Annotated in this window: 17 protein-coding genes and 1 tRNA gene; 13 read left to right on the top strand and 5 right to left on the bottom strand. The window is 66.3% G+C overall.

Annotated features, from left to right (window positions below; all coding sequences use genetic code 11):
• The first annotated feature begins 1 nt into the window (after nt 1).
• The 9 genes from nuoN (at nt 2) to pnp (ending at nt 10,219) form a co-directional block, all read left to right on the top strand.
• Nucleotides 2-1,462 (top strand): NADH-quinone oxidoreductase subunit NuoN, encoded by a 1,461-nt coding sequence (gene nuoN / locus ACJMK0_RS11680; protein WP_405238597.1) that lies wholly within the window; start codon nt 2-4, stop codon nt 1,460-1,462.
• An 83-nt stretch (nt 1,463-1,545) separates the two neighbouring features.
• Nucleotides 1,546-1,622: transfer RNA gene (locus ACJMK0_RS11685), tRNA-Met, on the top strand.
• A gap of 158 nt (nt 1,623-1,780) precedes the next feature.
• Nucleotides 1,781-2,227: a ribosome maturation factor RimP gene (gene rimP / locus ACJMK0_RS11690; RefSeq protein WP_405238599.1), complete on the top strand. Its 447-nt coding sequence runs from the start codon at nt 1,781-1,783 to the stop codon at nt 2,225-2,227.
• A gap of 34 nt (nt 2,228-2,261) precedes the next feature.
• Nucleotides 2,262-3,782: a transcription termination factor NusA gene (gene nusA, locus ACJMK0_RS11695; RefSeq protein ID WP_405238601.1), complete on the top strand. Its 1,521-nt coding sequence runs from the start codon at nt 2,262-2,264 to the stop codon at nt 3,780-3,782.
• 18 nt (nt 3,783-3,800) lie between these two features.
• The gene (infB, locus tag ACJMK0_RS11700; protein WP_405238603.1) at nt 3,801-6,314 is read left to right on the top strand and encodes a translation initiation factor IF-2; all 2,514 of its coding nucleotides are present in this window, start codon (nt 3,801-3,803) and stop codon (nt 6,312-6,314) included.
• A gap of 14 nt (nt 6,315-6,328) precedes the next feature.
• Nucleotides 6,329-6,694, top strand: a complete 366-nt coding sequence (gene rbfA, locus ACJMK0_RS11705; protein ID WP_405238605.1) for a 30S ribosome-binding factor RbfA — start codon at nt 6,329-6,331, stop codon at nt 6,692-6,694.
• A 1-nt stretch (nt 6,695) separates the two neighbouring features.
• The gene (gene truB, locus ACJMK0_RS11710) at nt 6,696-7,634 is read left to right on the top strand and encodes a tRNA pseudouridine(55) synthase TruB (protein WP_405238607.1); all 939 of its coding nucleotides are present in this window, start codon (nt 6,696-6,698) and stop codon (nt 7,632-7,634) included.
• Nucleotides 7,635-7,726: 92 nt separating this feature from the next.
• Entirely contained in the window at nt 7,727-7,996 is a 270-nt protein-coding gene (rpsO, locus tag ACJMK0_RS11715) for a 30S ribosomal protein S15 (RefSeq protein ID WP_405233409.1), read from the top strand.
• A gap of 135 nt (nt 7,997-8,131) precedes the next feature.
• Nucleotides 8,132-10,219 carry a polyribonucleotide nucleotidyltransferase gene (pnp, locus tag ACJMK0_RS11720; protein ID WP_405238609.1) on the top strand — a complete coding sequence of 696 codons (2,088 nt, stop codon included), beginning with the start codon at nt 8,132-8,134 and terminating at the stop codon, nt 10,217-10,219.
• Between the two features lie 82 nt (nt 10,220-10,301).
• Here the strand turns inward: pnp and ACJMK0_RS11725 are convergent, their stop codons facing one another.
• The 5 genes from ACJMK0_RS11725 to queF form a co-directional block, all read right to left on the bottom strand.
• Entirely contained in the window at nt 10,302-11,345 is a 1,044-nt protein-coding gene (locus tag ACJMK0_RS11725; RefSeq protein WP_405238611.1) for a hydrolase, read from the bottom strand.
• Between the two features lie 183 nt (nt 11,346-11,528).
• Nucleotides 11,529-12,023: a polyhydroxyalkanoate synthesis repressor PhaR gene (phaR, locus tag ACJMK0_RS11730; protein WP_405233406.1), complete on the bottom strand. Its 495-nt coding sequence runs from the start codon at nt 12,021-12,023 to the stop codon at nt 11,529-11,531.
• A 42-nt stretch (nt 12,024-12,065) separates the two neighbouring features.
• A complete protein-coding gene (gene gluQRS, locus ACJMK0_RS11735) occupies nt 12,066-12,977 on the bottom strand; it encodes a tRNA glutamyl-Q(34) synthetase GluQRS (protein WP_405238613.1) in 912 nt (303 codons plus the stop codon).
• Nucleotides 12,978-13,005: 28 nt separating this feature from the next.
• The gene (gene dksA / locus ACJMK0_RS11740) at nt 13,006-13,791 is read right to left on the bottom strand and encodes an RNA polymerase-binding protein DksA (protein ID WP_405238615.1); all 786 of its coding nucleotides are present in this window, start codon (nt 13,789-13,791) and stop codon (nt 13,006-13,008) included.
• A gap of 123 nt (nt 13,792-13,914) precedes the next feature.
• Complete coding sequence (gene queF, locus ACJMK0_RS11745) at nt 13,915-14,346, bottom strand: preQ(1) synthase (protein ID WP_405238617.1); 432 nt, start codon at nt 14,344-14,346, stop codon at nt 13,915-13,917.
• Between the two features lie 115 nt (nt 14,347-14,461).
• Here queF and smc point away from each other — a divergent pair, with 115 nt between their 5' ends.
• The 4 genes from smc to ACJMK0_RS11765 all read left to right on the top strand — a co-directional run bounded on the left by smc (nt 14,462) and on the right by ACJMK0_RS11765 (nt 21,716).
• Entirely contained in the window at nt 14,462-17,965 is a 3,504-nt protein-coding gene (gene smc / locus ACJMK0_RS11750) for a chromosome segregation protein SMC (protein ID WP_405238619.1), read from the top strand.
• Between the two features lie 22 nt (nt 17,966-17,987).
• Nucleotides 17,988-18,728 (top strand): cell division protein ZipA, encoded by a 741-nt coding sequence (gene zipA, locus ACJMK0_RS11755; protein ID WP_405221890.1) that lies wholly within the window; start codon nt 17,988-17,990, stop codon nt 18,726-18,728.
• A gap of 9 nt (nt 18,729-18,737) precedes the next feature.
• Nucleotides 18,738-20,786, top strand: a complete 2,049-nt coding sequence (gene ligA, locus ACJMK0_RS11760) for an NAD-dependent DNA ligase LigA (protein ID WP_405238621.1) — start codon at nt 18,738-18,740, stop codon at nt 20,784-20,786.
• A gap of 84 nt (nt 20,787-20,870) precedes the next feature.
• Nucleotides 20,871-21,716 (top strand): DUF6502 family protein, encoded by an 846-nt coding sequence (locus tag ACJMK0_RS11765; RefSeq protein ID WP_405238623.1) that lies wholly within the window; start codon nt 20,871-20,873, stop codon nt 21,714-21,716.
• Nucleotides 21,717-21,900: the final 184 nt, after the last annotated feature.

A 21,900-nucleotide genomic window follows, 5' to 3' on the forward strand; every position in this document is an offset into this window, starting at 1 on the left:
GATGGATTTCATCGTTCCCGATTTCAGTCCCGCGCTCCCCGAGATCGTACTGCTCGGGCTGATCTGCGTGGTGCTGATCGCCGACCTGTTCGTGAGCGACGATCGCCGCATCGTGACCTGGTGGCTGGCGATGGGCGCGCTGGCGGTGACGCTCGCGGCCATCCTCGGCTCCGCGCCGGACCTGCGCACCCTCACGTTCTCGGGCAGCTACGTGGCCGACCCGATGGGACAGATCCTGAAGATCGTCTCGGTGGGCCTCATGGCGCTGGTGTTCATCTATTCCCGCCAGTATCTGACGGTGAACGGCCTCACCCGGGGCGAGTTCTACACCCTCGGGCTGTTCGCGCTGCTGGGCGTCCTCGTGATGATCTCGGCCAACAGCCTGCTGACCATGTACCTGGGCCTCGAGATGCTGTCCCTGGCCCTGTACGCGCTGGTGGCCTTCGACCGGGACTCCGCCGTGGCCGCCGAGTCGGCCATGAAGTACTTCGTCCTCGGCGCCATCGCCTCGGGCATGCTGCTGTTCGGCATCTCCTACATCTACGGCGTAACCGGCGTGCTCGAGTTCGGCCCGCTGTCGCTTGCCATCCGCAGCGCAGGGCCGGACGACATCGCGCTTTGGTTCGGGCTGGCGTTCCTGGTGGTCGGCATCGCTTTCAAGTTCGGCGCCGTGCCGTTCCACATGTGGCTGCCCGACGTTTACCAGGGCGCGCGCACGCCCGTGACCCTGCTGATCGCCTCGGCGCCGAAGGTCGCGGCGTTCGCACTCGCCATGCGCATACTGGTGGACGGCCTGCCGGAGCTGCACGGGGCCTGGCAGGGCATGCTCATGATCCTGGCCGTGCTCTCTCTCGGCCTGGGCAACGTCGTGGCCATCGCCCAGTCCAATATCAAGCGCATGCTGGCGTACTCGACCATCGGCCACGTCGGCTTCATCCTGCTCGGCATCTTCACCGGCACCCAGGCGGGCTACCAGGCCGCCATGTACTACACCATCACCTACGTCCTGATGGCCGCCGGCGCCTTCGGCATGGTCATCCTGCTCTCGCGGCAGGGTTTCGAGGCGGAGGAGATCAGCGACTTCAAGGGGCTGAACAGCCGCAGCCCCTGGTTCGCCGCCATGATGGCCTGCTTCATGTTCGGCATGGCCGGCATCCCGCCCTGGGTGGGCTTCTGGGCCAAGCTGAACGTGATCTCCGCCGTGCTGGACGCGGGCCGGCTGGCGCCCGAGGGCGTCATCTACACCTGGCTGGCCCTGCTGATGGTGGTCTTCTCGGTCATCGGCGCGTTCTACTACCTGCGGGTGCTGAAGTTCGTTTATTTCGACGCGCCGGACGACAGCGCGCCGCTGACGGCGCCGCGCGAGATGCAGGTGGTGCTGAGCGTGAACGGGCTGGCCATTCTCGGTCTCGGCCTGGTCCCGGGCACGCTGCTGGCCCTGTGCGCGAGCGTCATGGCCTGACGGAATCGGGCGGATTCGTGACCGTTCTTGCCGGGACGGTTGAAACCAACTCGTCTTCTCTAGTACTATTCGGGTCCTGCGGATGCGGGGTGGAGCAGTCTGGCAGCTCGTCGGGCTCATAACCCGAAGGTCGCAGGTTCGAATCCTGCCCCCGCTACCAAGGTTTTTGGTGACGAAAAGCCCCGCTCGGGGCTTTTTGTTTGCCCGGATAGGTCTGCCGGATCCAGGGTCGGCAGGCCAGGGCACGAGCAGGAACGAAATGGGCCCTGGGGCCCATTTTTTGTTGGGGTCCCCGACGGGGCCCGTGACAGAGGAAGAGTGACAGAGGAAGAGATCAGGCAGCTGCTGGAGCCGACGCTGGCGACCATGGGCTACGAGCTCGTGGACCTGGAGGCCCGCATCGGCGGCAAGGGGCTGCTGCGGCTCTACATCGACAAGCCCGAAGGCGTGAGCCTCGAGGATTGCGAGCGGGTGAGCCACCAGGTGAGCGGCGTGCTGGACGTGGAGGACCCGATCCCCGGCGAGTACGTGCTGGAAGTGTCCTCGCCCGGTCTGGACCGGCCGCTCAAGCGCCCCGAGCACTTCGAGCGGTTCATCGGCAGCGAGGCGAAGGTCGAGCTCAGAGTCCCGCTGGACGGCCGGCGGCGATTCCGCGGCACGCTGGAAGGCGTGGAAGACGGTTACGTGGCGATGCGTGTGGACGGCGAACTCTATCGGCTGCGCATCGCCGATATCGACAAGGCGAGGTTGGTTCCCGAGCTTTAGCCACCATATCGGGCTGGGCGGAGAGACGACAGGTATGAGCAAGGAAATTCTGATGGTGGTCGACGCCGTCTCGAACGAGAAGGGCGTGGACAAGGAGATTATCTTCGAGGCGATCGAGGCGGCGCTGGCGTCTGCCACCCGCAAGCGCCACGGCGAGGATATCGATGTGCGCGTGGCCATCGACCGCCAGACCGGTGATTACGATACCTTCCGCCGCTGGCTGGTATTCGAGGACGAGTCCACCGAACTCGAGTTCCCGGACCGTGAGCTGAGGATGATCGACGCCGTCGAGATCGACCCCGACGCCGAGCCCGGCGGCTACGTCGAGGTGCCGATGGAGTCCGTGGAGTTCGGCCGCATCGCCGCCCAGACCGCCAAGCAGGTGATCGTGCAGAAGGTGCGCGAGGCCGAGCGCGAGCAGGTGGTCGAGGAATTCCAGGACCGGGTCGGCGAGCTGCTGAGCGGCCTCGTGAAGCGCGTCGACCGCAATGGCGTCTACATCGACCTGGGCGGCAATGCCGAGGGTTTCGTGCCGCGCGAGAACATGATCCCGCGCGAGCCGGTGCGTCCCCAGGACCGCATCAAGGCGCGCCTGGTGGAGGTCCGCTCGGAGCTGAGGGGCCCGCAGCTGTTCATGACCCGCACCTCGCCCGAGTTCCTGATCGACCTGTTCCGCCTGGAGGTCCCCGAGGTGGGGCAGGGCCTCATCGATATCGTCGCCGCCGCCCGTGATCCGGGCCTGCGGGCGAAGATCGCGGTGAAGAGCAACGACCGGCGCATCGATCCGGTGGGTGCCTGCGTCGGCATGCGCGGCTCCCGGGTGCAGGCCGTCTCCAACGAGCTGGCGGGCGAGCGTGTCGACATCATCCTCTGGGACGACAATCCGGCCCAGTTCGTCGTCAACGCCATGTCGCCGGCGGACGTGGTCTCCATCGTCATGGACGAGGAGGCTCACAGCATGGACATCGCGGTGGAAGAGGACAAGCTGTCCCAGGCCATCGGCCGCGGCGGCCAGAACATCCGTCTGGCGAGCGAGCTGACCGGCTGGGAGCTGAACGTCATGACCGCCGCGGACGCCGAGGAGAAGAGCGAATCGGAGATGCGCGAGCTCACCGAGATGTTCATGAAGAGCCTCGACGTCGACGAGGAAGTGGCCATGATCCTGGTGCAGGAAGGTTTCTCCACCGTGGAGGAAGTGGCCTACGTGCCGGCGGCCGAGCTGGCCGAGATCGAGGAGTTCGACGAGGACATCGTTGACGAGCTCCGCAACCGCGCCCGCGACGTCCTGCTGACCCAGGCGATCGCCAGCGAGGAGAAGATCGACGAGGCGGAGCCCGCCGAGGATCTGCTGGCGCTCGACGGCATGACCCGCGAACTCGCCTATCTGCTCGCCAGCGAGGGCGTGGTGACGCGGGAAGACCTGGCGGAGCAGTCGGTGGACGATCTGCTGGAGATCCAGGAAGACATGGACCAGGAGCAGGCGGCTGCGCTGATCATGGCGGCGCGCGCGCACTGGTTCGAACAGGAAGAAGAGCAGCAGCAGGAGCGGGCCTGATTAACAGGAGTTTTAGGTATGGCTGAAGTCACTGTCGCACAGTTCGCCGAGGTACTGAAGGTGCCGGTCGACAAGCTGATCTCTCAGCTGGACGAAGCGGGCATCAAGGTCAGCGGTCAGGACGATACGATCAGCGAGGATGCGAAGCTCGAGCTGCTCTCGCACCTGCGCCGCTCCCACGGGCGTGACGAAGGCGCCGGAGCCGGCCCGAAGAAGATTACGCTGAAGCGCAAGTCGCAGTCGGAACTGCGCCTCTCCGGTGCCCAGGGCCGTTCCCGCACGGTCAACGTGGAGGTGCGCCGCAAGCGTACCTACGTGAAGCGCGACGTGCTGGAGCAGCAGGCCAAGGCGCAGCAGGACGAGCTGGATCGCCAGCGCCGCGAGGAGCAGGAGCGCGAGGAGGCGGCACGCCTGGAGCAGGAGCGCATCGAGGCCGAGCGCCAGGAGAAGCTCCGCAAGGAAGAGGCCGAGGCGGCCCGTGCCGAGCAGCAGGAGAAGGAAGAGCAGGAACGCGAGGCTCGCGAGAAGGCCGAGAACGAGGCTGCCGCAGCGCTGCAGGCGGCCGAGCGCGCCGAACAGGAGCGCAAGGAAACGGCCGCCAAGGAACGGCGGGAGAAGGAGTCGAAGAAGGACCAGAGCACCCGCTACGGCCGCAAGGAACTGCACGTCGCCGGCGACAAGAGCGGCCGGCGCAAGCGCAAGCGGCCCCAGCGCCGGCGCCCCGTGTCCGTCAGCGTGGATTCCCAGCACGGCTTCGAGCGGCCCACGGCCCCGGTGGTGCGCGAAGTGGAGATCCCGGAGACCATCACGGTCGCGGATCTGGCCCAGCGCATGGCGGTCAAGGCTCCGGAGGTCATCAAGGTGCTCATGGGCATGGGCGCCATGGTCACCATCAACCAGGTCATCGACCAGGACACTGCGGTGCTCGTCGTCGAGGAGATGGGCCATACGGCGAAGCCGCTGGCCGAAAGCTCCGTCGACGAGGACGTGCTCGCCGACGTCGAGGTGGAGGGCGAGAAAGTCTCGCGCTCGCCGGTGGTCACCATCATGGGCCACGTCGACCACGGCAAGACCTCGCTGCTGGACTACATCCGCCGCACCAAGGTGGCGGCAGGCGAGGCCGGCGGCATCACCCAGCATATCGGTGCCTACCAGGTGCCCACCGAGAAGGGCAGCGTGACGTTCCTGGATACGCCGGGGCACGCCGCCTTCACGGCCATGCGGGCCCGCGGGGCTCAGGTGACGGACGTGGTCATCCTCGTGGTCGCCGCGGACGACGGCGTCATGCCGCAGACCATCGAGGCCGTACAGCACGCCAAGGCGGCCGGGGTGCCTATTGTGGTGGCGGTGAACAAGATCGACCGCGAAGAGGCGGATCCGGACCGGGTCCGCAACGAGCTGTCCCAGCACGAGGTGATCCCCGAGCAGTGGGGCGGCGACACGCTGTTCGTCAACGTCTCCGCCCACACCGGCGAGGGCGTGGACGAGCTGCTCGAGGCGCTCTCCCTGCAGGCCGAACTGATGGACCTGAAGGCCGTGGCCGAGGGCCCGGCGAAGGGTGTGGTGGTCGAATCCAGCCTGGAGACGGGCCGCGGTGCCGTCGCCACGGTGCTGGTGCAGAGCGGCACGCTGAAGGTGGGCGACGCCATCCTCGCCGGCGAGGAGTACGGCCGCGTGCGGGCCATGTTCGACGAGAACCAGGAGCCGGTGGACAGCGCCGGCCCCTCGACGCCGGTGGTGGTGCTCGGCCTGTCCGGCACGCCGGATTCGGGCGACGAGATGCTGGTCGTCAGGGACGACCGCAAGGCCCGCGAGGTCGCGGAGTTCCGCCAGAGCAAGTCGCGCGACGTGAAGCTGGCCCAGCAGCAGGCGGCCAAGCTGGAAGACGTCTTCTCGCAGATGTCCGAAGGGCAGACGACCAGCGTGCAGCTGCTGATCAAGGCCGACGTGCACGGCAGTGCCGAGGCGCTGCGGGATGCGCTGACGAAGCTCACCGGCGACGAGGTGAAAGTGGACGTGATCGCCTCCGGCGTCGGCGGCATCACCGAGTCCGACATCAACCTCGCCTCGGCCTCGAACGCCATCGTGATCGGCTTCAACGTACGCGCGGACAGCGCAGCGCGCAGCGCGATCAAGGAGACCGGCGTGGATGTGCGCTACTACAGCATCATCTACGAGGCCATCGACGACGTGAAGGCCGCCATCACCGGCATGCTGTCGCCGGAGATCCGCGAGCAGATCGTGGGCCTCGCCGAGGTGCGCGAAGTGTTCCGCTCGCCCAAGTTCGGTCAGGTGGCCGGCTGCATGGTCGTGGACGGCTTCGTGAAGCGCTCGAACCCCATCCGCGTGCTGCGTGACAACGTGGTCATCTACGAGGGCGAGCTGGAATCGCTGCGCCGTTACAAGGACGACGTCAACGAGGTGCGCGCCGGCACGGAATGCGGCATCGGCGTGCGCAACTACAACGACGTCAAGGCCGGCGACCAGATCGAGTGCTACGAGCGGGTCGAGGTGGCCCGTTCGCTCGACTGACGGCCCGCGCCGCCATGCCACGTGAATACCCCAGGAGCCGCAGGCTCGGCGGTCAGATCATGCGCGTGCTGAACGAGTTGCTGCGTTTCGAGAGCAAGGATCCGGCGCTGGCGAAAGTCTCGGTGAGCGACGTGGAACTGTCGCGCGACCTGTCGGTGGCCAGGGTCTGGTTCAGCGTGCTGGACCCGGCGGCGGACGTGGACGCCGCCGCGGACGGCCTGCGCCGTGCCGCGGGCTTCCTGCGCAGCCGTCTCGGCAAGGAGCTGTCGGTGCGCCATGTGCCCGAGCTGCGCTTCGAACACGACGACAGCGCCGAGCGCGGGCTGGCGCTGTCGAATCTCATCGACCGCGCCGGCGGCGGTCGGCAGTCGGAGGAGTGAGGTGGGCGCCCTCGCCCAGCGGCGCCGTCCGGCCCGCCGTGACGTGCATGGCATCGTCCTGCTGGACAAGCCGGAGGGGCTGAGCTCGAACCAGGCCCTGCAGCGGGTGCGCGGTTTTTTCCGTGCGCGCAAGGCGGGCCATACGGGCAGCCTGGATCCCGCGGCCACGGGTCTGCTGCCGCTGTGTTTCGGCGAGGCCACCAAGGTCAGCGCCTGGCTGCTGGACGCCGAGAAGGAATATCTCGTCCGGGCATGCCTGGGGGAGCGCCGCGACACGGGCGATTCGGAGGGCCGGGTGATCGAGACGGCGGAGCTGCCGGACCTGGACGGCGCGGACTGGCAGGCGCTGTTCGCCCGCTTTACGGGCGAAATCGAGCAGGTCCCGCCGATGTATTCGGCGTTGAAGAAGGACGGACGGCGTCTGTACGAACTGGCCCGCGAGGGCCGGGAAGTGGAGCGGGCGCCGCGCCGCGTGCGCATCCGCTCGCTGCAGCTGATCGCGCGGGAGAGCGATGAACTCGTCTTCCGGGTGCGCTGCTCGAAAGGCACCTACGTGCGCACGCTGGTGGAGGACATCGCGGCGGCGGCAGGCACGGTGGCCTACACACGCGGTTTGCGCCGGGTGGCCGTCGGGCCGTTCTCGGGCGCCGCGATGGTGACGCTGGATGCGCTGGAGGGCGCCTCCGCGGAGTCGCTGGACGGCTACCTGCAGCCCGTGGACGCCGCGCTGGCCGACTGGCCGGCTGCGGAAGTCGAACCCGGGGCAGCCGAGCGCTTCCTGCAGGGACAGCAGGTGCCGGCGGACTACTCGGCGCGGGACGGCCATCTGCGGGTCTACGACCGTGCCGGACGTTTCCTCGGCGTGGGCGAGATACCGTTCCCGGGCGCCGTGCGGCCCCGGCGGGTATTCACGCACGGCGGGAAAAGCGCGGAAATTTAGATTGTATTTAGATTGTTAGCGGGCCCGGACCCGAGTTACAATGCCGGGCTGCACAGAAGGGCAAAGAGCACTGAGACTGGAGTTTTCGAACAATGCCACTTTCGACCGAACGCAAGAGCAGCATCGTCAAGGAGTATAGCCGCGGCGACGCCGACACCGGCTCCCCGGAGGTACAGGTCGCGCTGCTGTCCGCACGCATCACCGATCTCACCGAGCACTTTTCCGAGCACAAGCGCGACCATCATTCCCGCAAGGGGCTCCTGATGCTGGTCAACAAGCGTCGGAAGCTGCTGGACTACCTCAAGAAGAAGGATCAGGACCGCTATCAGGACCTGATCAAGCGGCTCGGCCTGCGCCGCTGATCGGCAATTGCTGATCGGCAATTGCTGACCGACACCCCAGCGCAGAATCGGAACATGGACTGGATGCAGGTGCGTCGACCCCGCGGTCGCCGGATCTGCATCCAGTTTTCGCATTAGCAGAGAGAAGGATCAGGCGTGACAGTAATCAAGCAGAGTTTCAATTACGGCGATCATGAAGTGACGCTGGAGACGGGCGAGGTCGCCCGACAGGCGGACGGCGCCGTCATGGTGAGCATGGGAGACACCGTCGTTCTCGCGACGGCCGTCGGCCGGAAGGAAGCGGATCCGGGCCGCCCGTTTTTCCCGCTGACCGTCAACTACCAGGAGAAGACCTACGCCGCGGGCCGTATCCCCGGCGGCTTCTTCAAGCGCGAGGGTCGGCCGAGCGAGAAGGAGACGCTGACGTCGCGCCTGATCGACCGGCCCATCCGGCCGCTGTTCCCGAAAGGATTCATGAACGAGGTGCAGGTGATCACCACGGTGATCTCCCTGGACCCCGAGATCGACGCCGACATCCCGGCCATGATCGGTGCCTCGGCGGCGCTGGCGCTCTCGGGCATGCCGTTCCAGGGCCCGATCGCCGCCGCCCGCGTCGGCTACAAGGACGGGGAATATCTGCTGAACCCGACCGCCAGCCAGCTCGAGCATTCCCAGCTGGACCTCGTGGTGGCGGGCACCGGCGACGCCGTGCTGATGGTGGAGTCCGAGGCGAACATCCTGCCCGAGGACGTCATGCTGGGCGCGGTCATGTTCGGCCACGAGAAGATGCAGGCGGCCATCGAGGTGATCGGGGAACTCGCACGCCAGGCGGGCAAGCCGGCCTGGGACTGGCAGCCTCCGGAGACGAACGCCACCCTCGATGAGAAGGTGGCCGAGATCGCCCGCGGCGCGCTCACCGAGGCCTACCAGATCAGCGACAAGCAGGAGCGCCAGGAGGCGGTCGGCAAGGCGAAGAGCGAGGCCCTCGAGAAACTGGCGGGCGGCGAGGAGCCGTCTTACGGCGCCGACGAGGTGTCCGCCGCTCTCGGCAAGCTGGAGAAGTCCATCGTCCGCAGCCGGGTGCTGGACGGTCAGCCGCGTATCGACGGCCGTGACCACAGCACGGTGCGCCCGATCAGCGTCCGTGTCGGCACGCTGCCGCGCACCCACGGCTCGGCGCTGTTCACCCGCGGCGAGACGCAGGCCATTGTTACTGCGACGCTCGGCACCGGCCGTGACGCGCAGATCATCGACGCGCTGGAGGGCGAGTACAAGGAGCCCTTCATGCTCCATTACAACTTCCCGCCGTACTGCGTGGGCGAGACCGGCTTCATGGGCGGGCCGAAGCGCCGCGAGATCGGCCACGGCAAGCTGGCCCGGCGCGGCATCCAGGCCGTCATGCCGAATATGGACGAGTTCCCCTACGTGATCCGGGTCGTGTCCGAGATCACCGAGTCCAACGGTTCCAGTTCCATGGCGTCGGTCTGCGGCTCGAGCCTCGCCCTGATGGACGCCGGCGTGCCGCTGAAGGCGCCGGTGGCCGGCGTCGCGATGGGCCTGGTGAAGGACGGCGACAAGTTCGCGGTCCTGACCGACATCCTCGGCGACGAGGACCATCTCGGCGACATGGACTTCAAGGTGGCAGGCTCCGCCGAAGGCGTCACCGCGCTGCAGATGGACATCAAGATCGAGGGCATCACCCGCGAGATCATGGAGAAGGCCCTCGCGCAGGCCAAGGAAGCCCGCCTCCATATCCTGGGCGAGATGAACAAGGTGCTGGCCGAGCCCCGCGAGGAGATGTCCGACTGGGCGCCCACCATCATGACGTTCAAGATCGACCCCGATAAGATCCGCGACGTCATCGGCAAGGGCGGCGCCGTCATCCGCGCCATCACCGAAGAGACCGGCGCCACCATCGACATCGAGAACGACGGCACCGTCAAGATCGCGTCGGTGGACGGGGCTTCCGGCAAGGAAGCGCTGCGCCGCATCGAGCTGATCACCGCCGACGTCGAGGTGGGACGCACCTACGAGGGCCGCGTGGCGCGGCTGATGGACTTCGGCGCCTTCGTGACCATCCTGCCGGGCAAGGACGGCCTCGTGCACATCTCCCAGATATCCAACGAACGCGTGGAGAAGGTGAGCGACAAACTCTCCGAGGGCGACATCGTGCGCGTGAAGGTGCTGGAAGTGGATCGCCAGGGACGGATTCGCCTCAGCATGAAGGAAGCGGACGCGGCCTGACCCGGTTCGCCGCCGTCGGCTTCGGATCGGCGGCGAACGGAAGGCAATAGGCCGGCGGGCGCGTGAGCGCCGCCGGCCTTTTTCATGTCCGCCCGTTGGCGGCGGGCTCGCGGTGTGAGAACCAGCCGTGGGCGGCTGCGCCGTCCCGCACGGCCAGTGCCTGGTCGAACCAGGCCAGCAGGCGCGCCGGCATCCAGTACGACGGCCGCCAGGGCGCGGACCCGTGCACGAAGCCGATGTGGCCCCCGGCGTCGGTGATCTCCAGACGGACCGGGACGGGCAGTGATGCGGCGTCGGGAATGACGGCCGGGCTCATGAACGGGTCGTCCCGGGCGTTCAGGATCAGCGTCGGCGTCCGTATGCCGGCGAGGTATCGCCCGGAGGAGCACTCCTCGTAGTAATGCGCCGCGTCGCGGAAGCCGTGCAGCGGCGCGGTGACGATATCGTCGAAGGCGACGAAATCCCGCGCGCGCAGCGCGGCCTGCCAGTCGAAAGGCGCGGTGTCCGGCGTGAACTTCCGTCTCATCGCGGTCTTCATGCGGCGCAGGAGATACCAGCGGTAGAAGCGCGAGAAGCCCCGGTTCAGCGACTCGGCCGAATCCTGCAGCTCGAACGGCACTGAGACTGCGGCCGCGGCCGCAAACGGGCTGTCGGCGCCTTCCTCGCCGAGATACTTCAGCAGCACGTTACCGCCGAGGGAGTAGCCTGCCGCGAGGAAGGGCCCTTCCGGGTGCGCCGCTGCGAGGCGGCCCATGAAATAGCGCAGATCGCCGGTCTCGCCCGCGTGATAGCGGCGGGGGAGGCGGTTTCGCCGCTCCCCGCAGTCCCGGGCGTGCAGCACCACCAGCCGCCAACCCCGCGCCGCGGCCGCCGGCGCCATCATGCGGGCGTAGGTGGCCTCGCTGGAGCCTTCCAGGCCGTGCAACAGCACGAGGGTCGCCGCCGGGCGGACGACGGCGGGGTCGTCCAGCCAGTGGGCCTCGACGAAGTCGCCGTCGGGCAGCTCCACGGTCTCGTGGCGCCAGCGCGGGGCCGGGGGGCGGCACAGCGGTGAGCTGGTGAACAGTGTCTGGGCGTGGCGATTCTTCAGCCAGCGGGGCGGCTGGAAGGGTGCTAGCTTGTCCATGGCCATCTCGCGGGCATGCCGTCCGGGCATAAAAAAGGCCCCTCGCAAGCGCGAGGGGCCAGCCAATCGGAGTGTTGCACTCCTTCAGGCATGTGCAGCAGGTAGCGGGGGAGCATGAAGCCTGCTGCAGTGCACAAATTAGGCTATCGGAAGGCCGGTGTCAACCCCTCGCGGGCAAGAAATTCAGCGCTCGTTGTCCCGCTTGTCCTCCTGCTTCTCGTCTTCCTTCCGGGTGCCTGTGAGAGTACGGAAAATCTCCTCCTGCACCGACTTCCAGCGCGCGTAATTCCGCTGCGTGACGCCCGCCACGGCGGCCACCGGGTCGACGCCGACCACCTTTTTGACCTGGCTGCGCACCTGTTTCTGCTGGTTCAGGAACAGCTTCAGGCTCTGCTCCAGGTAGGTGCTGACGAAATTGGGCATGGCGCTGGAATAGGCGCGGATGATCTGGGACAGGAAGTCCTGGCTCATGATCGGCTCGCCCTGGGCCTCCTGCTCGCTGATCACCTGCAGCAGGATGCTCCGCGTGATGTCGTCGCCGGATTTCTTGTCGATGACGGTGAAATCCGCCTTCTCCAGCACCAGCCGCTTGATATCGGCCAGCGTGATATAGCGGCTCTCCTCGGTGTCGTAGAGCCGGCGGTTGGGATACTTCTTGATGATTCGGGTTTCACTCATGTCCGTAAGATAGCCGATTTTGCTGCATAGCGGAAAGACCCTTCAGAGACCCGGCACGCTCGCCAGCGAGCGCAGTCTCGCGGGCCGCCAGTTGGCAAGGGCCCACTCCCACACGGCGTCCGGCGAGGTGTCCGCCAGACCCGCGGGCGGCACCTGGCGCAGGCAGGCGAGCGCGCGGCACAGCGTGGGCGCCACCGCCTCCGTGTCGACGGCGATGGGCGGTGCCGCCGTCTGTTTGCTGAGCTTCTCGCCGTCGGCGCCCACGGCGACGGGGATGTGCATATAGCTCGGCGTGGGCAGCCCGAGGAGCCGCTGGAGGTGGATCTGGCGCGGTGTCGAGTCGAGGAGGTCGATGCCGCGGACCACGTCGGTAACCCCGTCCACCGCATCATCGATCACCACCGCCAGCTGGTAGGCGATGAGACCGTCCCGGCGCCGGATCACGAAGTCCCCGAGTTCGCTCTCCAGCCGCTGTTCGATGGGTCCCTGCAGACGGTCCACCACGGCTATGGGCTCCTCCGTCGTGCGCACCCGTATGGCCCGTGCGCCGCGGCCGCTGCCGTCCCGGCAGGTGCCCGGGTAGATCGGTCCCATCGCACCCTGGCGGGCCGTGCGGGCGAGGACGCGCCGCGTGCAGCGGCAGGGGTAGGCGAGGCCGTCGGCGAGCAGGCGTTCCACAGCCGCCCGATGGCGCTCCTCGTTGCGGCTCTGCCGCAGCACCGGCCCGTCCCACTGGAAACCATAGACCTCGAGGCAGCGGATGATGGCCTCGGCCGCGCCGGCCTCTTCCCGCGGCGGGTCAATGTCCTCGATTCTGAGCAGCCAGCGCTCGCCCCGGACGCGGGCCTCGAGATAGCTGGCGACGGCGGCCAGCAGGGAACCGAAATGGAGCGGGCCGGTGGGCGAGGGGGCAAAGCGGCCCGCGCCGGGCGCCGGGGCGGCATCGGCGTTCAACTCGGCTCCGCCGTCGGCGCCGCGGGACTCAGCGGTACTGGTCGTCCCGGTCGCGGAACTGCCGTTCGGCGAGCTCGCGGCGCTCCTGGGCCTCCAGGCAGAGCGTGGCCACCGGGCGCGCCTCGAGCCGCTTCAGTCCGATCTCCTCGCCGGTCTCCTCGCAGTAGCCGTAGGTGCCCTCGTCGATGCGGTTCAGCGCCGCGTCGATCTTGCGCAGAAGCTTGCGTTCCCGGTCCCGGGTACGCAGCTCCAGGCCGAACTCGGACTCCTGCGTGGCCCGGTCGCTGGGGTCGGGGAAGTTGGCCGCCTCGTCCTGCATGTGGTGCACGGTCCGGTCGACCTCTTCCATGAGTTCGCGTTTCCAGGCGCTCAGGATCTGGCGGAAGTGCTCCAGCTGGTCGGCGCTCATGTATTCCTCGCCCCGCCGCGGCTTGTACGGCTCCAGGCCGTGCAGCGGACCGGACAGCACCTCCGAGCGGCTGCGCGTGCGCTTGTTCGCGGCCTTCTTCCTGGCCGCTTTCTTCGCCGGTGCCTTTTTGGCCGCCTTCTTGCCGGCGGCTTTCTTCTTGCTCGGGGCCTTCTTCGTGGCGGCCTTCTTCTTCGCCACCTTCTTCTTCGCCGGTGCCTTCTTCGCAGCCTTTTTCTTGCCGGCCGCCTTCTTCTTCACGGCCTTCTTTTTGGCGACCTTCTTCGCCGGCGCTTTCCGGGTGACCTTCTTCTTCGCCGTGGCCTTCTTGCGCGTCGCGGCCTTCGACTTGGAAGCGGTCTTCTTGCGGCTCTTGGCCTTCGTTGCCTTCTTCTTTGCAGGCATCATCTCCCTCCGGGAAAGGCGCGTCAAAAGCGCGGGATTATACATCCAATACGCGCCCTGAAAAGCGACATTTACGGCTTTTTTTCGGGTGGAAACGCGGCCCCGGGGAACGGTGCCGCGCGGCGGTCAGTCGCCGCCGGCGGGAGGCGGCAGAACCACCGGAATTCCGGGCTCCCAGTCGGCCCGGCGATGCTCGACCACCACCTCGGTATACACGCCGCCGCGCACGTTGAAATCGGCGGTCAGCCGCAGGAAGCGGGGATCCATCGCGGCGACCAGATCCTCCAGGATCCGGTTAGTCACCGCCTCGTGGAAGGCACCCTCGTCGCGGAACGACCAGACGTAGAGCTTCAGGGACTTCAGCTCGACGCAGCGTGCGTCGGGCACGTACTCGAGGTACAGGGTGGCGAAGTCCGGCTGGCCCGTCTTGGGACACAGACAGGTGAACTCGGGCACCGTTATCCGGATGGTATAATCCCGGCCGGGGTTGGGATTCTCGAACGTCTCCAGTTGCTTGCTCGGGCCCGCTACGGCGGCCGGCGAACGAATCTCGCTCATCGGGATTTCTGCTCCTCGTGTGGCCAGTCGGCGGCGATTTTCCTCGCAATCGTCACCGTCCGGAATTTACTTTACACTAGCGCGTTTTGGCGGGCTAATGCCGTAAGATCACGAGATGCGACTGAGCAAAATCAAGCTATCCGGCTTCAAGTCCTTCGTTGATCCCACCACCATTTCGTTTCCGAGCAACCTCGTCGGCGTCGTAGGCCCGAACGGTTGCGGCAAGTCGAACGTGATCGACGCGGTGCGCTGGGTGATGGGAGAGAGTTCGGCGAGCCGCCTGCGCGGCGACTCGATCACGGACGTCATCTTCAACGGCTCCAGCGCCCGCAAGCCGGTGGGCGCGGCCACGATCGAGCTCCTGTTCGACAATTCCGATGCCACCATCGGCGGTCAGTACGCCAAGTACGCGGAGATCTCCATCAAGCGCTCCGTCTCCCGTGACGGCATCTCCACCTACTACCTGAACGGCACGCGCTGCCGCCGCAAGGACATTACCCACGTCTTCCTCGGCACCGGGCTGGGGCCGCGGAGCTACTCGATCATCGAGCAGGGCATGATCTCGCGGCTGATCGAGGCCAAGCCGGAGGAGCTGCGTGTCTACCTGGAAGAGGCGGCCGGCATCTCCAAATACAAGGACCGGCGCCGGGAGACCGAGAACCGGATCCGCCACACCAAGGACAACCTGGAGCGTCTGGCCGACCTGGTGGACGAAGTCGAGAAGCAGCTGAAGCATCTCGACCGCCAGGCCAAGACCGCCGAACGCTACAAGCGCCTGAAGGCCGAAGAGCGCCGCACCCGTGCGGAGCTTCTGGCCCTGAAGCTGCGGGACCTCGATACCCGGGCTGCGGAGCAGGAGCGCCACCAGGCGCAGAAGGAGAACGCACTGCAGGCGGCGGTCGCCGAACAGCGCCGCATCGAGGCGGCCATGGAGCAGGCCCGCGTGAGCCAGGGCGAGCGCAGCGAGGCTTTCAACGAGGTCCAGGGTCGCTACTACCGCATCGGCGCCGAGATCGCCCGTCTGGAACAGTCCATCGAGCACGGCCGGGAGCTGCGCCAGCGCCAGGAGCAGGACCTCGCGCAGGCCCGGGCCGCGGCGCGCGAGATCGAGGACCACATCGAGCAGGACCGCAACGAGCTGGACCAGCTGGAACTCGCGCTGAACGAGCTCACTCCGGACCTGGAGCAGGCCCGCGGGCGGGAGGCCGCCTCGGCCGAATCGCTGCAGCGGGCCGAGGAAGCCATGGCGGCGTGGCAGTCGCGCTGGGACGAGTTCGTGCGCCGCGCGAGCGACGTGGAGCAGTCCGGGGAGGTCGAGCGCGCCAGGATCGAACAGCTGGAGGGTCAGATGGAGAAGCTGACCCAGCGCCGCCAGCGGATCGGCGACGACTCCCGCGGCCTCTCCGTGGACGAGCAGAAGGAGGCCGTCTCCGGCCTCACCGGCGAGGAGAGCGCGCTGCGCCAGGCGGCCGAGCAAGCGGACGCCAGGGTGAACGAATTGCGCCAGCAGATCGCCACGCTGCGGGAGCAGGAGGTGCGCATCGGCCGGCACCTGGAGGCGCGCAAGGACGAGCTGCAGAAGGCGAGCGGCCGCTACACGTCGCTGGAGGCCCTGCAGAAGGCGGCGCTCGGCGAGGCGGACGGCACCGTCGGCGGCTGGCTCGAATCCGCGGGGCTCGCGGACCGGCCGCGGCTTGCGCAGCGGCTGAAGGTCGACGACGGCTGGGAGCGTGCGGTGGAGACCGTGCTGGGCTCCTACCTGCAGGCAGTCTGCGTGGACGACCTCGTCGCCGCGACCCGTTCGCTGGAAGAACTGAACGACGGCTCCCTGACGCTCGTACAGGGGCGGGAGAGTTCCCTGTCGGCCGGGGACGGCCGGCTCGCGGCCCGGGTCAGCGGCGCGCCCCAGGCGGTGCTCGATCAGTTGCAGCACGTGCGCACGGCGGATTCGCTGCCGGCGGCGCTCGCCCTGCGCGACCGGCTGGACGACAACGAATCCATCATCACCGCGGACGGCATCTGGCTCGGCCGCAACTGGCTGCGGGTCAACCGGGAGAAGGATGCGCGTGGCGGCATACTGAAGCGTGAGCAGGAGATGCGCACGCTGAAGGACGAGTTGCGCGAGCAGCGTGTGCGGGTGGAGACCCTGGAGAAGACCCTGCACGACACGCGCCGCCGGCTGGAGAGCCTGGAGGAGCAGCGCGAATCCGTACAGCAGGCCGCTGCCGACCGCCATCGCCGCCAGGCCGACGCTCAGGCCCGGCTCGAGAGCGCTCGTTACCGGCTGTCCCAGATCGAGGAACGCATCGAGTCGTTCCGGACCGAAACCGCCGATATCGACCGGGAGCTCGAGGCCACCCGGCAGCGGCTCGAGGAGAGCCGCCAGCGTCTGGAGCAGTCGCGGGCGGACGTGGGCTCGATCGACAAGCAGCGCTCGGAGCTCGAATCCCAGCGCGAGCAGCTTCGCGGCGAACTCGCGCGGGTGCGCCAGCAGGCCGAGCAGGACCGGGCCGAGACCCAGGCGATCGCGCTGCGCTACGAATCACGCCGTTCCTCGCGGGAATCCGCCAGTCAGAGCCTGGCGCGCATGAAGTCCCAGCTCGGCCAGTTCCACCAGCGCGAGGCCGCGCTGAAGGAGCAGCTGGCCGCCGGCGAGGAGCCGATCCGGCGCCAGGAAGAGGCGCTGGAGGTGCAGCTGCGCGAGCGCGTGGAAGTGGAGGGCACCCTGGCCGAGGCGCGCCGCGCGGTGGAAGCCGTGGATGCGGAGTTGCGCGAACTCGATCAGCAGCGCCTGTCTAACGAGACCGCGGTGGACTCGGCCCGCCAGGCCGTCGACCAGGTGCGCATGGCGGCCCAGGAGATACGGGTGCGCCGTGAAGGCGTGGCCGAGCAGTTCGCCGAGACCGGCTTCGAACTGGAGCCCGTCCTCGCGGAGATGCAGGAAGATGCCTCGGCGGAGGTCTGGGAAGAGAACCTGCACAAACTCAGCGCCCGCATCGAGCGGCTCGGGCCCATCAACCTCGCCGCTATCGACGAATTCAAGGAGCAGTCGCAGCGCAAGGAATACCTCGACGCCCAGCTGGCCGACCTGCATGAGGCCCTGGCCACGCTGGAGGGCGCGATTCGCAAGATCGACAAGGAGACGCGCACGCGCTTCCGCGAGACCTACGACCTGGTGGACGCCGGATTCAAGCGGCTGTTCCCCAAGCTCTTCGCCGGCGGGCACGCCTATCTGGAGCTCACCGGCGAGGATCTCCTCTCCGCGGGCGTGACGGTGATGGCGCGGCCGCCCGGCAAGCGCAACAGCACCATCCACCTGCTCTCGGGCGGCGAGAAGGCGCTGACCGCGGTCGCGCTGGTGTTTGCCATATTCGAGCTGAACCCGGCACCGTTCTGCATGCTCGATGAGGTGGATGCGCCGCTGGACGACGCCAACGTCGGGCGCTTCTGCGACATCGTCAAGGAAATGTCGTCTCAGGTGCAGTTCGTGTTCATCACGCACAACAAGGTCACCATGGAGATGGCGCGCCAGCTCACCGGCGTTACCATGCAGGAGCCCGGCGTCTCCCGCCTGGTATCGGTCGATCTCGACGAGGCGGTGAAAATGGCGGCGAGCTGATCCGGCGTCGCTGGTCGTTGCCATGGACGAATTACGCGTCATCCTTCTCCTGGTCGGTATCGCCGTCGTCGGCCTCGTGTACTGGCACAGCCGACGTCAGGCCCGGCGCCGTGAGTCCCAGCCGGAGGTGAGGCTGGAGCCTGCGTTCGACGAGAACGACGTCAGCGCCGACGACGACACGGCCTCACTCCCGGAGCTGGAAGCGGACGAGCCCGACGCTACCGTCCGCGACGATGACGAGTACGATGACGGTTTCGACGACGATATCCCGGTCGGCGAGACCCGCGACTTCGTCGGCGACAGCGAGGAGAACGCCGAGACGGCCGAACAGCCGCAGATCGAGCAGAAGATCGTCACGCTGCGACTGGTGGCACGCGGCGACGATCACTTCAACGGCGAGCAGGTCGTACTCGCCCTGCGCGGCCTCGGCCTGCGCCACGGCAAGTTCGGCATTTTCCACCGTGTGGAGGGCACCGACGACGAGAGCATCGTCTTCAGCGTGGCCAGCCTCGTGGAGCCGGGCACCTTCGATCTTGCGAACATCCGCCAGCAGGAACTGCCCGGTGTCAGCATGTTCATGGTGCTGCCCGGACCGAAGGACGGTGCCGAGGCCTTCGACGAGATGATGGAAACCGCCCGCGCACTGGCGGACTCGCTGAACGGGGAACTCCTCGACGAGGCCGGCAGCACCATGAGCGTTCAGCGTGAGCGGTTCCTGCGCGAGGAGATCATCCAGTACCAGCACGGTCTGGCCGTGAGCTGAAGGCGCTCCGTGAGCGTTCCCGCCGCCAAGAGAAAACGCGTCGAGCAGCTCCGCGAGGAGATCCGCCAGCACAACTACCGCTACTACGTTCTCAACGATCCCTCCGTCCCCGATGCCGAGTACGACCGGCTCATGCGTGAGCTGGAAGCGCTGGAGGAGGAGTACCCGGCACTGCAGGACCCCGACTCGCCGACCCAGCGGGTGGGAACCACACCGGTCAGCGAATTCGGCGAGGTCCGGCACGGCGTGCCCATGCTCTCACTTGCCAACGCATTCTCGGAAGAGGAGCTGCGGGACTTTCATCGGCGGGTGATCGACCGACTCGAGCTGGACGAGGAGCAGGGCGAAGAACTCGTCTACCACGCCGAGCCGAAAATGGACGGTGTCGCCGTCAGCATGCGTTACGAGGGCGGCCGCTTCGTGCAGGCCGCCACCCGCGGCGACGGAACCACGGGCGAGGACATCACCCACAACGTGCGCACCATCCGCAGCGTCCCCCTGCGCCTGCGCGGCTCCGGTTATCCGCGCGTCATCGAGATCCGCGGCGAGGTCTTCATGCCGAAAGCCGGCTTCGAGGCGTTCAACCGCCGGGCGGAGAAAGCGGGTGAGAAGACCTTCGTCAACCCTCGCAACGCGGCGTCGGGCAGCCTGCGCCAGCTCGACCCACGCATCACCGCGAAGCGGCCGCTCGAGATCTTCGTCTACGGCATCGGCGAATACTCCGGCGGCGATCTGCCCGATCGTCAGAGTGGGATCCTGGAGCAGCTGCGCCACTGGGGCCACCGTACCTGTCCGGAAACGGAGACCGTGAGCGGGGCCGAGGGCTGCCTTCGTTATTATGGGCAAATCGCCGAGAAAAGGGACTCGCTCCCGTACGAGATCGATGGTGTCGTCTACAAGGTGGACAGACTCGATCATCAGCGCGAACTCGGCTTCGTCTCCCGTGCACCGCGATGGGCCATCGCCCACAAATTCGCGGCCCAGGAGGAACTCACGGTCGTGCGCGACGTGGAATTCCAGGTCGGACGCACCGGCGCCGTCACGCCGGTGGCCCGCCTGGAGCCCGTCTTCGTCGGTGGCGTCACCGTGAGCAACGTCACCCTGCACAACATGGACGAGATCGCCCGCAAGGACGTCAGAATCGGCGATACCGTCATCGTGCGGAGGGCGGGAGACGTCATCCCCGAGATCGTCTCGGTGGTTACCGACCGGCGTCCGAAGAACGCGAGGCAGATCAGTCTGCCCGAACGCTGCCCCGTCTGCGGCTCGGCGGTGGAACGCCCGGAAGGCGAGGCCGTCGCCCGCTGCTCCGGCGGTCTCATCTGCGCCGCCCAGCGCAAGGAGTCGCTCCGGCACTTCGCCTCGCGCCGTGCCATGGACATCGACGGGCTCGGCGAGAAAATCGTCGAGCAGCTCGTTGAATCCGGCAAGGTGGAATCCCCGGACGATCTCTACCGGCTGACGGCAGAGGAACTCGCCGAACTCGAGAGGATGGGCGAGAAATCCGCAGAGAACCTCGTCGCGGCACTGGAGAGCAGCAAGAAGACGACCCTGGATCGCTTCCTCTACGCGCTCGGTATCCGCGAGGTGGGCGAGGCGACTGCTGCGAATCTAGCGCAGTACTTCGGCGACCTGGACGCACTGATGGTCGCGGATCAGGAAGCGCTGGAAGCGGTACCGGACGTGGGACCGGTAGTCGCATCGCACATCCATGCGTTCTTCGCAGAAGACCGCAACCGCACGGTCATACAGGCTCTGCAGGATCTCGGCATCACCTGGCCCAAGGGCAAGGCGGCGGGTGCGGTATCCGAAACCGGACCATTCGCCGGCAAGACCGTCGTGATCACGGGAACGCTCAAGTCAATGACCCGGGATGAAGCAAAGGACCGCATCCGCGCGGCAGGCGGCAAAGTGACCGGAAGTGTCTCGAAGAAAACAGACTTTGTCGTAGTCGGTGAGAACGCGGGCAGCAAACTGGAAAAAGCCGAGGCTCTGGGCATTGAGACGATTGATGAGGATAGGCTGGGGGAGATGATCCAGGTCGCAGATAGCGTCTAACGAAAAAGGCTCAATTGCGAGGGAGGGACAACAGTGGGTCGGACAGTTGGCAAATGGGGAGATTTTCCCAGCATTTGGAATTAATTGACCGTACCTGTTGGCAGTCCTATATTCCGCGCCATGCTCGGCGCCACTCAACAGAAAATTCTTGATGCTCTTTATGGCCTCATGAGGCAGGTGGCTAGGATTCTTCTGCGTTCAGGTATTGGATATAGAGAGTTTGCTGAGATAGCAAAGACAGCTTTCGTAGATGTTTCGACGACTGATTATGGCTTACGTGGTCGTCCAACCAATATTTCCCGTGTAGCCGTTATGACGGGGCTTACCCGGAAAGAAATCAGACGAATTCGTTCGAAAATAGACGGAGCGGAAGCGAGCAGAGTTTATCGTACTGTGCCTGCTTCAGATGTACTGCATTTCTGGCATACAGATCCGTTATTTCTTGACGAAGATGGACAGCCTGCCGCGCTCGATTTCGATGATCACGACAACTCCTTTGCCGCGCTTGTAAAGAAGTACGGTGGAGATATTCCTCCTGGGGCTATGCGGACTGAACTGAAGAGGGTTGGCGCTGTAAGCGAGGATGAGGATGGACGTCTGAGGGCGCTGAAACGAAGCTTCTCTCTTCCGACATCGTCGGAGAAAATCGCGGAGGGCTTGGTTGGTTTGAGCGCCTTGGGACAGACGGTTGCTCACAACGCTGATTCGTTGGATAAAGGTGTTAGCACCTATGTGCAGAGGACCGTCGAAACCAAGCGAATTAGCGCCGAAGACGCTAAACGACTTCGGCGTATCGTCAGCAGCCGCTTGATTGAGTTCTCGGAATCCATCGATGACCTTTTCGGGGCGTATGAAGCGCTTCACGAGAGTGAAGCAGACAATTCCAATGAAGTAATCGGAGTTGGGCTCTACTATTTCCAAGGGGATTAATAACTGCCGCCCGTTGGACCTCTTCCTTCGGTCGGTGTTAGGGAGAGTTGCGCAGAATCAGATCTGTCGCAGCAAAATTGGCATTAAGAGCCTATCCTGGGTTTTCCTACCCAACGCGCTTGTTTGTGCGATCGCACAAAAAGCTGACCGCGTACGCGGGCCCTTCTAGATCTAACGACGCAGC

Origin of the sequence: Lentisalinibacter orientalis, assembly GCF_040706535.1 — a bacterium.
GTDB classification, from domain to species: Bacteria; Pseudomonadota; Gammaproteobacteria; order Steroidobacterales; family Woeseiaceae; genus Lentisalinibacter; species Lentisalinibacter orientalis.